Source organism: Pseudomonas sp. 22085 (genome assembly GCF_052045815.1).
GTDB classification, from domain to species: Bacteria; Pseudomonadota; Gammaproteobacteria; order Pseudomonadales; family Pseudomonadaceae; genus Aquipseudomonas; species Aquipseudomonas glycinae.
On sequence record NZ_JBQEQA010000003.1, the window covers coordinates 175434 to 189729 of the forward strand.

At 61.3% G+C, this 14296-nt stretch carries 11 protein-coding genes; 9 read left to right on the forward strand and 2 right to left on the reverse strand.

What is annotated here, in order from left to right; genetic code table 11:
- Positions 1–3 precede the first annotated feature (3 nt).
- The 9 genes from mutL (at position 4) to ACTJK7_RS04705 (ending at position 11599) form a co-directional block, all read left to right on the forward strand.
- Complete coding sequence (gene mutL, locus ACTJK7_RS04665) at positions 4–1902, forward strand: DNA mismatch repair endonuclease MutL (RefSeq protein ID WP_197869925.1); 1899 nt, start codon at positions 4–6, stop codon at positions 1900–1902.
- Entirely contained in the window at positions 1902–2873 is a 972-nt protein-coding gene (miaA, locus tag ACTJK7_RS04670) for a tRNA (adenosine(37)-N6)-dimethylallyltransferase MiaA (RefSeq protein ID WP_064379098.1), read from the forward strand. The genes mutL and miaA overlap by 1 nt, the downstream gene beginning before the upstream one ends.
- A gap of 93 nt (positions 2874–2966) precedes the next feature.
- Positions 2967–3227, forward strand: coding sequence for an RNA chaperone Hfq (gene hfq / locus ACTJK7_RS04675; RefSeq protein WP_007902656.1), 261 nt, complete (start codon positions 2967–2969; stop codon positions 3225–3227).
- A 12-nt stretch (positions 3228–3239) separates the two neighbouring features.
- Positions 3240–4541 carry a ribosome rescue GTPase HflX gene (hflX, locus tag ACTJK7_RS04680; RefSeq protein WP_064379099.1) on the forward strand — a complete coding sequence of 434 codons (1302 nt, stop codon included), beginning with the start codon at positions 3240–3242 and terminating at the stop codon, positions 4539–4541.
- Between the two features lie 96 nt (positions 4542–4637).
- Positions 4638–5810 (forward strand): FtsH protease activity modulator HflK, encoded by a 1173-nt coding sequence (gene hflK, locus ACTJK7_RS04685; protein WP_064379100.1) that lies wholly within the window; start codon positions 4638–4640, stop codon positions 5808–5810.
- A complete protein-coding gene (gene hflC / locus ACTJK7_RS04690) occupies positions 5810–6679 on the forward strand; it encodes a protease modulator HflC (protein ID WP_085655749.1) in 870 nt (289 codons plus the stop codon). The genes hflK and hflC overlap by 1 nt, the downstream gene beginning before the upstream one ends.
- A 313-nt stretch (positions 6680–6992) precedes the next feature.
- Positions 6993–8180 (forward strand): ATP phosphoribosyltransferase regulatory subunit, encoded by a 1188-nt coding sequence (locus tag ACTJK7_RS04695; RefSeq protein WP_108559315.1) that lies wholly within the window; start codon positions 6993–6995, stop codon positions 8178–8180.
- Between the two features lie 54 nt (positions 8181–8234).
- The gene (locus ACTJK7_RS04700) at positions 8235–9524 is read left to right on the forward strand and encodes an adenylosuccinate synthase (protein WP_064379102.1); all 1290 of its coding nucleotides are present in this window, start codon (positions 8235–8237) and stop codon (positions 9522–9524) included.
- Between the two features lie 140 nt (positions 9525–9664).
- Entirely contained in the window at positions 9665–11599 is a 1935-nt protein-coding gene (locus tag ACTJK7_RS04705) for a methyl-accepting chemotaxis protein (RefSeq protein ID WP_041475493.1), read from the forward strand.
- Between the two features lie 41 nt (positions 11600–11640).
- Here the strand turns inward: ACTJK7_RS04705 and ACTJK7_RS04710 are convergent, their stop codons facing one another.
- Together ACTJK7_RS04710 and ACTJK7_RS04715 are read right to left on the reverse strand one after the other, a co-directional pair.
- Complete coding sequence (locus ACTJK7_RS04710) at positions 11641–13206, reverse strand: ABC transporter permease (protein WP_064379103.1); 1566 nt, start codon at positions 13204–13206, stop codon at positions 11641–11643.
- Positions 13206–14216 (reverse strand): extracellular solute-binding protein, encoded by a 1011-nt coding sequence (locus ACTJK7_RS04715; RefSeq protein ID WP_064379104.1) that lies wholly within the window; start codon positions 14214–14216, stop codon positions 13206–13208. Before ACTJK7_RS04715 ends, ACTJK7_RS04710 begins: the two co-directional genes overlap by 1 nt.
- Positions 14217–14296 lie beyond the last annotated feature (80 nt).

The window sequence follows — 14296 nt, forward strand, 5'->3', positions numbered from 1 at the left end:
CAGGTGTTGAACGCTGCCCGCATCGAACTGCTCAGCCCGCGGCTGGCGAACCAGATCGCCGCCGGTGAGGTGGTCGAACGCCCGGCCTCGGTGATCAAGGAGTTGCTGGAAAACAGCCTCGACTCCGGCGCCAGGCGTATCGATGTCGATGTCGAGCAGGGCGGCGTCAAACTGCTGCGGGTGCGCGACGACGGCAGCGGCATCTCCGCCGATGACTTGCCGCTGGCCCTGGCCCGTCACGCCACCAGCAAGATCCGTAACCTGGAAGACCTTGAACAGGTGATGAGCCTGGGCTTCCGCGGCGAGGCCCTGGCGTCGATCAGCTCCGTGGCGCGCCTGACCCTGACCTCGCGCACCCGCGATGCCGATCAGGCCTGGCAGGTCGAAACCGAAGGCCGCGACATGGCGCCCCGCGTGCAGCCAGCGGCGCACCCTGTGGGCACGTCGGTGGAAGTCCGTGACCTGTTCTTCAACACCCCGGCGCGACGCAAATTCCTCAAGACTGAAAAAACCGAATTCGATCACCTGCAAGAAGTGATCAAGCGTCTGGCGCTGGCGCGTTTTGACGTGGCCTTCCATCTGCGCCACAACGGCAAGACCATCCTCAGCCTGCACGAAGCCCACGATGACGCGGCCCGCGCCCGGCGTGTGGCGGCGATCTGCGGTTCGGGCTTTCTTGAGCAGGCGTTGCCGATCGAAATCGAGCGCAATGGCCTGCATTTGTGGGGCTGGGTCGGTCTGCCGACCTTCAACCGCAGTCAGGCTGACTTGCAATATTTCTTCGTCAACGGCCGTGCGGTGCGCGACAAACTGGTGGCCCACGCGGTGCGTCAGGCTTATCGCGATGTGCTGTTCAACGGCCGGCACCCCACGTTTGCGCTGTTTTTCGAGGTCGATCCGGCAGCGGTCGACGTCAACGTGCACCCGACCAAGCACGAAGTGCGCTTCCGTGACGGGCGCATGGTGCATGATTTCCTTTATGGCACCTTGCACCGTGCCCTCGGCGATGTGCGACCGGAAGATCAGCTTGCCGGTTCGGTCACCACCGCGATTGTCCGGCCAACCGGCCTTGAAGCCGGTGAGTTCGGGCCGCAGGGCGAAATGCGTCTGGCGGCCAACGCGTTGCTGGAGCAACCGCAGGCGCAACCGGCGTTCAATACAGCTTCGGGCGCCAGCGCTGGCGGCGCTTATCAGTATCAATACACGCCGCGCCCGCAATCGACCGTGCCGGTTGCCGAGGCTCAGGCTGCGTACCGCGAGTTTTTCGCGCCGCTGCCTGAAGCGAATGCCAATGCGCTGCCGGCCGGTCAGGAAGACATTCCGCCGCTGGGTTATGCGCTGGCGCAGCTCAAGGGCATCTATATTCTGTCCGAGAACGCCCAGGGCCTGGTTTTGGTGGACATGCACGCCGCTCACGAGCGGATCATGTATGAGCGCCTGAAGATTGCCATGGCCAGCGAAGGCCTGAGCGGCCAGCCGCTGCTGGTGCCGGAATCGCTGGCGGTCAGTCAGCGCGAGGCCGATTGCGCCGAAGAACATGCGGCATGGTTCCAGCGCCTCGGTTTTGAATTGCAGCGCCTTGGCCCGGAAACCCTGGCCATCCGGCAGATCCCGGCCCTGCTCAAACAGGCCGAAGCTAACCGTCTGGTGGGCGATGTTCTGTCGGACTTGATGGAATACGGCACTAGCGACCGGATCCAGGCGCATCTGAACGAACTGCTCGGCACCATGGCCTGCCACGGCGCGATCCGCGCCAACCGGCGCCTGGCCCTGCCGGAAATGAACGGCCTGCTGCGCGACATGGAAAACACCGAGCGCAGCGGTCAATGCAACCATGGCCGACCGACCTGGACCCAGTTGGGCCTGGACGATCTGGACAAACTGTTCCTGCGCGGTCGTTGATGAGCCAGCTTCCTCCAGCGATTTTCCTGATGGGCCCGACCGCTGCGGGCAAGACCGACCTGGCCATCGAGCTGACCAAGGTGCTGCCGTGCGAGCTGATCAGCGTCGATTCGGCGCTGGTCTATCGCGGCATGGACATCGGTACCGCCAAGCCGTCCAAGGAGCTGCTGGCCGAATTTCCCCACCGCTTGATCGACATTCTCGACCCGGCCGAAGCCTATTCGGCAGCGGATTTCCGCCGCGATGCGCTGGAGGCCATGACCGATATCACCGCACGCGGAAAAATTCCGCTGCTGGTGGGCGGCACGATGCTCTACTACAAGGCTTTGATCGACGGTCTGGCGGACATGCCGGCGGCCGATCCCGACGTTCGCGCGCAGATCGAAGAAGAGGCTGCACGCCTTGGCTGGCAAGCCCTGCACGATCAACTGGCGGTCATCGATCCGGAGTCGGCGGCGCGCATCCATCCGAACGATCCGCAACGACTGAGTCGTGCGCTGGAAGTTTATCGGGTCAGCGGTCAGAGCATGACTGAACTGCGGCTGAAACAATCTGTACAAAGTACCGAAGCGGCCGCATCGGGACTGCAACAATTGCCCTATACTGTCGCGAACCTGGCGATTGCTCCAACTAATCGGCAGGTACTGCACGAGCGCATTAAACAAAGATTCACAAATATGCTGGAACAGGGATTCATCGACGAGGTCGTAGCCCTGCGTAATAGAAGTGACCTGCATGCCGGGTTGCCGTCTATACGTGCGGTAGGCTACCGCCAGGTCTGGGACTACCTGGATGGCAAGCTGACGTCGGCCGAGATGCAGGAGCGGGGCATCATCGCCACGCGCCAATTGGCCAAACGCCAGTTCACCTGGCTGCGCAGCTGGAAAGATTTACACTGGCTCGACAGTCTGGATTGCGACAATCTGCCACGCGCCTTGAAATACCTTGGGACGATCTCCATATTGAGCTGAGTCCTTGCAATTGCCGTCTATCCTTGGGGGTGTGGCGGCAAAAGCCATCTGTTTACCTATTTTTTATATTGAATCCTTAAAGGAGTGCGGCACATGTCAAAAGGGCATTCGCTACAAGACCCTTACTTGAATACTTTACGTAAAGAGAAAGTGGGGGTTTCCATCTACCTGGTGAACGGGATCAAATTGCAAGGCACGATCGAGTCGTTCGACCAGTTCGTTATCCTGCTGAAGAACACCGTCAGCCAGATGGTTTACAAACACGCTATCTCTACAGTCGTGCCGGTTCGTCCAATTCGTCTGCCAAGCGCAACCGAATCCGAAGCAGGTGACGCTGAGCCAGGTAACGCCTGATAGGAGTCTCCTTTGTTCTTTGAGCGCCACGGTGGTGGTGAACGGGTCATTCTCGTTCACTTGGATGGACAGGACCCTGAGGCGCGCGAAGATCCGCAGGAGTTTCAGGAACTGGCAAATTCGGCAGGCGCCGAGACCGTTGCGTTTTTTAACGTGCCGCGTCATCGGCCAACCGCCAAATACCTGATTGGCAGCGGCAAGGTCGAGGAACTGCGCGACCTGGTCCACGCCGAAGAAGCCGATCTGGTGATCTTCAATCACACCCTTACGCCCAGTCAGGAACGTAACCTCGAACGTGTTTTCGAGTGTCGCGTGATCGACCGTACCGGTCTGATTCTCGATATTTTCGCCCAACGCGCCCGTACCCATGAGGGCAAGCTCCAGGTAGAACTGGCCCAGCTTGACCACATGAGCACCCGGCTGGTTCGCGGCTGGACTCACCTTGAGCGTCAGGGTGGCGGTATCGGCATGCGCGGCCCGGGTGAAACCCAGCTCGAAACCGACCGGCGACTGCTGCGGGTTCGCCTGCGCCAGATCAAGGGGCGGCTGGAAAAAGTGCGCAGCCAGCGCGAACAGTCGCGTCGCGGCCGCTCGCGTGCGGATATCCCTACCGTTTCTCTGGTGGGATACACCAACGCCGGTAAATCCACGCTGTTCAATAATGTGACGAAGTCCGAGGTGTACGCGGCTGACCAGTTGTTCGCCACGCTGGACCCGACCTTGCGCCGTCTGGAACTGGACGACCTGGGGCCGATTGTCCTGGCCGACACCGTGGGTTTCATTCGCCACTTGCCGCACAAACTGGTCGAGGCATTTCGGTCTACGCTCGAAGAGTCGAGCAACTCCGACCTGCTGTTGCACGTGATTGATGCGGCGGAACCGGATCGCATGTTGCAGATCGAGCAGGTGATGGTGGTGCTGGGCGAGATCGGTGCCCAGGACTTGCCGATCCTCGAGGTCTATAACAAACTCGATTTGCTTGAAGGCGTTGAGCCACAAATCCAGCGCGATGAAAACGGCAAGCCCCAACGGGTCTGGTTGTCAGCCCGTGATGGCACCGGTCTGGAATTGCTTGAGCAAGCCATTGCCGAATTGCTGGGCAGTGATTTGTTTGTCGGAACCTTGCGTTTGCCCCAGCGGTTTGCGCGTCTGCGTGCACAGTTCTTCGAGCTGGGCGCGGTACAGAAAGAAGAATACGACGAAGAAGGGGTCAGCTTGCTGGCCATTCGATTGCCACGCTCGGAGCTCAATCGGCTGGTCAGTCGTGAGGGCGTTGTGCCGACGGAGTTCATCGAGCAACACACTTTGCAATAAAAGCCTGACAAAGCGGTTGTGCCGCAACGGCAGGCATTCTGTAGCATTGGTCGGCGCGCCGTGGGTGCGTCTTTGCTTTATCAGATGGAGAGCGCTATGGCTTGGAATGAGCCGGGTGGCAACTCGAACAATCAGGATCCTTGGGGTGGCAAGCGTCGCAACAACGGCGACCGCAAGGGACCGCCGGATCTCGACGAGGCCTTCCGAAAGCTGCAGGAAAGCCTGAACGGGTTGTTCGGTGGTGGAAAAAAACGCGGTGATGACGGTGGTGGCTCGGGCAAGAGTGGTGGCTTTGGCGGCCTCCTCGGCATCGGCCTGGTCGTGCTGGCGGCCGTCTGGCTGTACAGCGCGGTGTACGTCGTGGACGAGCAGGAGCAAGCCGTGGTGCTGCGCTTCGGCAAGTACTACGAGACTGTCGGTCCCGGCCTGAACATCTACTTCCCGCCGATCGACAAGAAGTACATGGAGAACGTCACGCGTGAGCGTGCCTACACCAAGCAGGGCCAGATGCTGACCGAAGACGAGAACATCGTCGAAGTGCCGCTGACCGTGCAGTACAAGATCAGCAACCTGCAGGACTTCGTGCTGAACGTCGACCAGCCGGAAATCAGCCTGCAACATGCGACCGATAGTGCACTGCGCCATGTGGTGGGTTCAACCGCGATGGACCAGGTGCTGACCGAAGGTCGTGAGCTGATGGCCAGCGAAATCAAGGAGCGTCTGCAACGGTTCCTCGATACCTATCGCACCGGTATCACCGTCACCCAGGTCAACGTACAGAGCGCAGCGGCACCGCGTGAAGTTCAGGAGGCCTTCGATGACGTGATCCGCGCCCGAGAGGACGAGCAGCGTTCGCGCAACCAGGCTGAAACCTACGCCAATGGCGTGGTGCCGGAAGCCCGTGGTCAGGCCCAGCGGATCCTTGAAGATGCCAACGGCTACCGTGACGAAACGGTCTCGCGCGCCAAGGGTGAGGCAGATCGTTTCACCAAGCTGGTCGCCGAGTATCGCAAGGCGCCGGAAGTCACCCGTGAGCGTCTGTACCTGGACACCATGCAGGAAGTCTTCAGCAATACCAGCAAGGTACTCGTGACCGGCAACAAGAACGGCCAGAGCAACCTGCTGTACCTGCCGCTGGACAAGATGGTCGAAAGTGGTCGCAACACCAGCGCTCCGGTGAACAGTGCGGCAGCCACCAGCAATGAAGCCAATGCACGTGCCGCAGCCGATCTGCAGCAACAGCAGGCGCGTACCAGGGAGAGTCGCTGATGAGCAATAAATCGCTGATCGCCCTTATTGTCGGCGTTGTCGTGGCGATCGCTGCCTGGAACTGCTTCTACATCGTCGCTCAGACCGAGCGCGCGGTGTTGCTGCAATTCGGTCGCGTGGTTCAGGCTGACGTTCAGCCGGGTCTGCATGTGAAGGTTCCTTACGTCAACCAGGTGCGCAAGTTCGACGCCCGCCTGATGACGCTGGATGCGCCGACACAGCGTTTCCTGACACTGGAAAAGAAAGCCGTGATGGTCGATGCCTACGCCAAGTGGCGCGTGAAAGATGCCGAGCGCTTCTACACCGCAACGTCCGGCCTCAAGCAGATCGCCGACGAGCGTCTGTCCCGTCGTCTGGAATCGGGTCTGCGTGACCAGTTCGGTAAGCGCACCCTGCACGAAGTTGTGTCGGGTGAGCGCGATGCGCTGATGGCTGACATCACCGCGTCGCTGAACAAGATGGCGGAAAAGGAGCTGGGTATCGAGGTCGTCGATGTCCGGGTCAAGGCCATCGATCTGCCGAAAGAAGTGAACCGCAGCGTGTTCGAACGCATGAGCACCGAGCGTGAGCGTGAAGCTCGCGAGCACCGCGCCAAGGGTAACGAGCTGGCCGAAGGCATCCGTGCCGACGCCGATCGTCAACGCCGTGTGCTGCTGGCTGAAGCCTATCGTGAATCCGAAGAGATTCGTGGTGATGGCGACGCTCAGGCCGCTGCGATCTACTCCAAGGCCTACGGTCAGGATCAGGACTTCTACGCGTTTTACCGTAGCCTGCGTGCCTACCGTGAAAGCTTCGCGAACAAATCCGACGTCATGGTCCTCGACCCAAGCAGCGACTTCTTCAAGTATCTGGAGAAGGCCAAGCCTTGATACGACGTTGACCCGAATCATTCCGCCCGGCGGCTAATACCTCGGGCGGGGTGATCCTTTGGGAAAACGTGTGTATGATGCGGCAGCCGGGAAATTCCCGGCTTTTTTGCGTCTGCACGTTTGATTGCTGTTTTTGTTGCAGAAGAACGGGTTGAATGGCCCGACAGTTTTTCGAGGAAAGTGATGGGCGAAGCCGGTAACAGGCCTTTCGCCGCGTCGTTCATGCGCGTGCGTTTTGAACGGGTCGGTCATTTTCTGCTTCACTCAAGGCTCGCCCTCGGGCTGGCCGCCCGGATCTAAGGGGAATGGCGTAATGGCAACGGTAGACCGCTGGCTGCTGCCAGATGGCATCGAAGAAGTACTGCCACCGGAAGCGGCGCGCATTGAAGTCGCGCGTCGTCAGGTGTTGGATCTGTTCCAGAGCTGGGGTTACGAGTTCGTCGTGACTCCCCATATCGAGTACCTGGAATCCCTGCTGACCGGCGCGGGCCAGGACCTGGATCTGCGTACCTTCAAGGTCATCGACCCGCAATCGGGCCGGCAGATGGGTTTCCGTGCCGACATCACGCCGCAAGTGGCGCGCATCGATGCGCACACCCTGCGTCGCGAAGGCCCGAGCCGTCTGTGCTACGCCGGCAGCGTCCTGCATGCCCAGCCGCGTGCCTTGTCGTCCTCGCGCAGCCCGATCCAGTTGGGCGCCGAGTTGTACGGCGATGCCAGCCCGAGCAGCGACGTCGAAGTCATCAGCCTGATGCTGGCCATGCTGCAACTGGCCGATGTGCCGGACGTGCACATGGACCTCGGGCATGTCGGCATCTACCGCGGTCTGGCCCAGGCGGCCGGTCTGTCGGGTGAAGTCGAGCAGCAGTTGTTCGATGCGTTGCAACGCAAGGCCATCGACGAGGTCATTACCTTGACCGAAGGCCTGCCGGCCGATCTGTCCGGCATGTTGCGCGCGCTGGTCGACCTGTGCGGCGGCCGTGAAGTCCTGACCGCTGCCCGCGAGCGTCTGGCCAATGCGCCGGCGCCAGTAATGGCGGCGCTGGAAGATTTGCTGGCGATCGCCGAGCGTCTGTCGGTGCGCTTCCCGGAGCTGCCGCTGTACTTCGACCTCGGCGAGCTGCGCGGTTATCACTACCACACCGGTGTGGTGTTCGCGGTGTTCGTGCCGGGTGTTGGCCAGTCCATCGCCCAGGGCGGTCGCTACGACGACATCGGCGCCGACTTCGGTCGCGCCCGTCCGGCCACCGGCTTCTCCACCGATTTGAAAACCCTGGTGACCCTGGGGCGTGCTGAGATCGAGCTACCGTCTGGCGGTATCTGGATGCCTGACAGTACGGATGCGGCACTCTGGCAGCAGGTTTGCCAGTTGCGCAGTGAGGGTCAGCGTGTCGTTCAGGCATTGCCTGGACAACCTTTGGCCGCCGCCCGTGATGCGGACTGCGACCGGCAATTGATCCAGCAGAACGGGCTTTGGCAAGTATCGCCACTGGCTTCTTGAGTTTTCCTGCCGGCTGACGCCGGCACCAAGTTTGCGCGAATGAGGACAAGTGTTATGGGTAAGAATGTCGTAGTCCTGGGCACCCAATGGGGTGATGAGGGCAAAGGCAAGATCGTTGATCTGCTGACCGAACATGCTGCCGCCGTAGTGCGCTACCAGGGTGGCCACAACGCCGGTCACACTCTGGTGATCGACGGTGAAAAAACCGTCTTGCACCTGATCCCGTCGGGCGTGCTGCGCGAAGGCGTGCAGTGCCTGATCGGCAACGGCGTGGTGGTTGCACCTGACGCCCTGCTGCGCGAGATCACCAAGCTGGAAGAGAAAGGCGTACCGGTGCGCGAGCGCCTGCGCATCAGCCCTTCCTGCCCGCTGATCCTGTCCTTCCACGTGGCGCTGGACCAGGCCCGTGAAAAGGCCCGCGGCGAGCTGAAGATCGGTACGACCGGTCGCGGCATCGGCCCGGCTTACGAAGACAAGGTTGCACGTCGTGGTCTGCGTGTTGGCGACCTGCTCAACATGCCGCGCTTTGAAGACAAGCTGCGTGAACTGGTGGACTACCACAACTTCATGCTGGTCGGTTACTACAAAGAGCCTGCCATCGAGTACGAAAAGACGCTGGCCGAGTGCAAGGAATACGCCGAGCTGCTCAAGCCGCTGATGCTGGACGTGACTGCCGAGCTGCACGACCTGCGTCGCGCCGGCAAAGACATCATGTTCGAAGGCGCCCAGGGTTCGTTGCTCGACATCGACCACGGCACCTACCCGTACGTGACCAGTTCCAACACCACCGCGGGTGGCGTTGCTACCGGCTCGGGCGTTGGCCCGATGTTCCTGGACTACATCCTGGGCATCACCAAGGCTTACACCACTCGCGTGGGTTCGGGTCCATTCCCGACCGAGCTGTTCGACGAAGTCGGTGCGCACCTGGCCAAGCAAGGTCACGAGTTCGGCGCTACCACCGGCCGTGCCCGTCGTTGCGGCTGGTTCGACGCCGTTATCCTGCGTCGCGCTATCGATGTAAACAGCATCTCGGGCATCTGCCTGACCAAGCTGGACGTACTCGACGGCCTGGAAACCATCAACATCTGCACCGGCTACAAAGATGCGCAAGGCAACGCGGTTGCCCCGACTGACGCTGACAGCTACGTGGGCCTGCAGCCTGTGTACGAAGAAGTGCCGGGCTGGAGCGAATCGACCGTGGGCGCCAAGACTCTGGAAGAGCTGCCGGCCAACGCGCGTGCCTACATCAAACGCGTTGAAGAGTTGATCGGCGCGCCGATCGACATTATTTCGACGGGCCCGGACCGCAACGAAACCATCGTGCTGCGTCATCCGTTCGCTTGATAAGTCGTTGATGTAAAAACACAAAGGCCCCTTCATCGGGGCCTTTGTCGTTTATGCCTGTTGGACGGCATGACCTTTGCTGTGATTCTGTCTACAAGAGTGCCATCAAATTAATGGCGTCAGAAGTAGAGGGATTCAAAGTGTCAGCCGTTCTCTCACTGTTACAAAGCCGTCTGTTGCGGCCCGTGTTCGTTACCCTCGGTATCGCCCTTTTGGTGCAAGTGCTGGTGGCCGTCGCCCTGACGCGGAGCACCGTCACCGCGCTGGAAGCCGATCTCGGCACTCGCTTGGGCGCCGACAGCCAGAAGTTGTCCGGTGAGCTGGAGCAGGCCGGGCGTGAAGTCACGTCGAGTCTCGACAACCTTTCCTCAAGTACCCGTCAGCGTCTTACCGCCGGTCTTTCCTCGCGTCTGAAGGAAGAGCAGGCGCAACTGCGTGCGACTCTGGAAAAAGACCTGAAGGATTCGGCCAATGACATGGCCCAGTTGCTGGCCTCGGTGGCGCCCCGTGCCATGTGGGACAGCGACGTGCCGACCCTGTCCGAATTCGCCCGTCGGGCTCAGCGCAATCCCAACGTGCTGTTCGTGGTGTATGACGACGCCACCGGCCAGCATCTGACTCGCTACCTCAACCGCGAAAACCCGATCAACAAGGCCCTTTTGGAAAAAGGCCAGGGCGAGCGGGCGCTGGACAAGGTGCTGGATGCGGCGAAGAACGATCCGTCGGTCTACTACCTGGAAGCCTCGATCAACCCCAATGGCGTGGAGATCGGCAAGGTGTTGATGGGCGTCTCCACCGCTTCGGTTGAAACCGATCTGGCGGCGCTCGACCAGCGCTTCTCGGCGTTGATTGCCAGCAGCGATCAACTGGTGGGCGACAGTCTCAAAGGTGCTGCTGCCGACAGTGCCACCGCCATGCAGGCTCGCCTGCAATCGGCGCAGTCCACGGCTGCCGAGATGAAAGCCAACACCACCAGTACCGTGCAGGATGCTGCTGCAACGCTGCGCTGGCGCATCGGCATGGGCCTGGCGCTGGTCGGGGCTGGGGTGCTGTTGCTGCTGGCCGTGGTGCTCGGTCATCGGGTCGTCAATCGTCTGAAAATGCTCAACGCCGCCATGGATGATCTGGCGGCGGGCGAGGGCGATCTGACCAAGCGCGTGCAGATCAACAGCAAGGATGAGATCGGCGACATGGCTTCGGCGGTCAACCGCTTTGTGGACAAGTTGCAGCCGATCGTGCGCGAGGCCGGGGATGTGGCTCAGCGTACCGGTGTGGAAATCGGCGCCATGACCCTGCGCAACGCCGGTGCCGATGCGGCGGCCGGGATGCAGCGCGATGAAGTGGCCGAGAGTCTGCGGGCGCTGTCGCAAATGGCCGATGAAGCGCAATCGGAAAGCCATGCGATGCAGGCGGCGTTGAAGCAGGTGGTGGATATTCGTCAGGCTACCGACGAGAACACTCGCACCTCGGCCAAGGTCGGCAGCCTGATCGAAGCGCTGGCGGGGCAGGTCGATACCGGGGCGAAAGTCATCGAGCGGCTGGCGCAGCAGAGCGAGCAGATCGAAGTGGTGCTGACCGTGATTCACGGCATCGCCGAACAGACCAACCTGCTGGCGCTCAACGCTGCGATCGAGGCCGCAAGGGCCGGTGAAACCGGGCGCGGGTTTGCGGTGGTGGCGGATGAGGTCCGGGCGCTGGCGAGCAAGACCCAAAGCTCCACCGGTGACATCCAGGCGCACATTGTGGCCCTGCAGCAGGGCGCCCGTGAAGCGGTCGAGGCGATCGGTCAGGCCGGGCGTCAGGCCAGCGAAGGCTTGCTGGTGCTGCGTGACAGCGCGCGTTTGCAGCAGTCGGTGCAGGCGTCGGTCGAGCAGGTGCATGCGGCGATTGGCCTGGCGACTCAGGCCGCGGCGCATCAGGCGCAAGGCGCGCAGGCTGTGCGTGGGCGCGTCGAGACGATTCATGCCCAGGCCGAGAAAGCCGCTCAGGCCGTGGTCGAGACCACGGCCAGCGGCAAGGTGCTGGATGGTCTGGCGGCGCAGCTCAAGGCCAGTCTGGGGCAGTTCCGGGCCTGATAGTCCGGGCAAAAAAAATCGCAGCCTCGGCTGCGATTTTTTTATCGGCTCAAATACATCCGGGTCGTCAGCAGATACACCGGCAATCCCGACACCACAATCAACAACGCCGCATAAGGCGCCGCCGCTGCGAACTCGACATTCGCGGTGTGCGCCCAGACTTCCGTCGCCAATGTGTTGAGCCCTGTGGGGCTCAGCAGCAACGTCGCCGTCAGTTCCTTCATGGCATCCAGAAACACCAGCGCAAAGGCTGCGCCCAGTGCCGGGAAGATGATCGGCAGGGTCACTCGGCAGAACGCCGTGAACGAAGAGGCGCCGAGGGTGCGGGCGGCTTCCTCGAGTTGCGGCGCCGCCTTGTTCAGCGCCGTACGGATCGGTGCCTGAGCCAGTGGCAGAAACAGCAGTGCATAAGCGATCAGCAACAGCGCGGAGGTCTGGTACAGCGCCGGCACGTAATGCAGGGCGAAATACACCAGCGTCAACGCGATCACCAATCCCGGCAGAGCGTGCAGCAGATAGGGCAGGCGCTCGGCCCAGATCGCCAGTTGGCCTTTGTAGCGCACCACCAGCAACCCGACCGGCACTGCCAGCACCAGACACAATCCCGCGCCACCCAGCGATAGCGCCAGCGACGACAGCAATGCTTCGGTGATTGCCGCCACCGGGAAGGCCGCTGACGACCCCACGGCGAGCCAGTAGGCCAGCATGCCCAGCGGAACTCCGCTGCCGACAATCGCCAGCATCAGGCAATACAGCTGACCGACGATCGCCCAAGGGCCCAGTCGCACTTGTTCAGCTCGACGCGCCGCACCCTGACCGGTGCGTACGTGCCGGCCCTTGCCGCGCACCCGCAGCTCCAGCCACAACAGCATCAAGCACAGCGCCAGCAATACCGCCGACAGCATCGCCGCGTTGGCATTGCTGAATTCCAGTTCGAATTGCTGATAGATCGCCGTGGTGAAAGTTTGCAGGCCAATGATCGACAGTGCGCCGAATTCCACCAGCATGTGCAGCGCAATCAGCAGCGAACCGGCCAGCAGCGAAGGCCAGAGCAGCGGCAGGGTGACGCGGAAAAACACGCCCCAGCGATTCTGACCCAGCGTCCGTGCCGATTCTTCAAGAGAAGGATCAAGATTGCGCAGGGTTGCCGCGACCGGCAGAAAGATCAGTGGGTACTTCGACAGGCTCATCACCAGGATCGCCCCGCCGAGTCCTTCGAACTGCGCACTGAGCGAAACCCACGTAAAGCTGCTGACAAATGCCGGCACTGCGAACGGCAGGCAAAGAATTACGCCCCACAGCTGTCGGCCCGGCAGATTGCTGCGCTCCAACAGCCAGGCCAGCGACAGGCCGATCACACCGCAGGTCACGGTCACGCCAACCATCAGTGCCAGTGTGTTGCGCAGCAGGCCAAACACATACGGGCGCCACAGCAAATGTAGCGCTTCGGTCCAGCCCGCCTGCCAGGCTTTGAGCCCGACGTAGGCTAGCGGCAACAGGCTCATGACCACCAACAGCAACACCGGCAACACCAGCCAGATCGACGGCCGCTTGCGTCGTGGCGTATAACCCCCGCGTGTAGCGGGGGCGGATAACGATGCCGTCATCAGTTCAAGCCAACTTCGCGTTCCAGCTCCAGCGCTTCTTCGGCGTTGCCCAGGTCGGCCGGCGTGACGTCCGGTGCTTCCAGTTCACTGAACGGCTTGAGGCCGCGATCCGATTCCATGCCTTTGTGCAGCGGGTACTCGGCGGTGGTCTGGGTGATCACACGCTGACCTTCTTCGCTGGCCATGTAGGCGAGGAATTGCTGGGCTTCTTTTGGATGTTTGCTGGACTTCAGCACGGCTGCGCTGGACACGGTGATCAGGCCACCGACATCGCCGCCGGTGAAGTAATGCAGTTTGGAATCAAGCTTGCCTTTCTCTCGCTGCAGGGCGAACCAGTAATAGTTGTTTACCAGCACCGTGGCGACTTCGCCGTTTTCCACAGCCTTGAGGGCGACCATGTTGTTGCTGTAGGTCTTGCCGAATGCGCGCAGGCCGGTCAGCCATTCTTCGGCGGCTTCGCGGCCGTGCTTTTTGATGATCGCCACGGCTTGTTCCTGGAACGCGCCGCTGGTCGGTACGAAACCGACCTTGCCTTGCCACTGCGGATCGGCGAAATCCAGCACCGATTTCGGCAAATCTTTTTCGTCGATCAGTTTCGGATTGAAGGCCACCACGCGAACCCGGGCGGTCACTCCGATCCAAGTGCCGTTGCCGGCGACATATTCTTTCGGCAGAACGGCCAGGGTCGCGTCGTCAGCCTTGGCCAGCAGACCTTGTTCGCCGAGGTTGTTCAGCGGTGGGGATTCTTCGGTGTAGATGACGTCGGCGGGGGAGCGGTCGCCTTCTTCGATGATCTGGCTGGCCAGCTGATTGCTGCTGCCCTTGCGCACGTTGACGTGAATGCCGGTCTTGGCTTCGAAGGCTTTGGCGATCGCGTCGCCGACTTCCTTGTGTTGACCGTTGTAGAGCGTCAGGGAAACCGCGTCGGCAGCCTGGGTGAGGGGGGTGGCGAGTGCCAGGCCGAGCAGGGTGAAGGTCAAGCCGCGGCGCAGGGTATTTCGAAACATCATTCGCAGGGTTCCTCACTGTCGCATTGCAAAAACTTGCAACAATGATAAACGATATTGTTTCTCAAGTGCGCTTTGCGAGG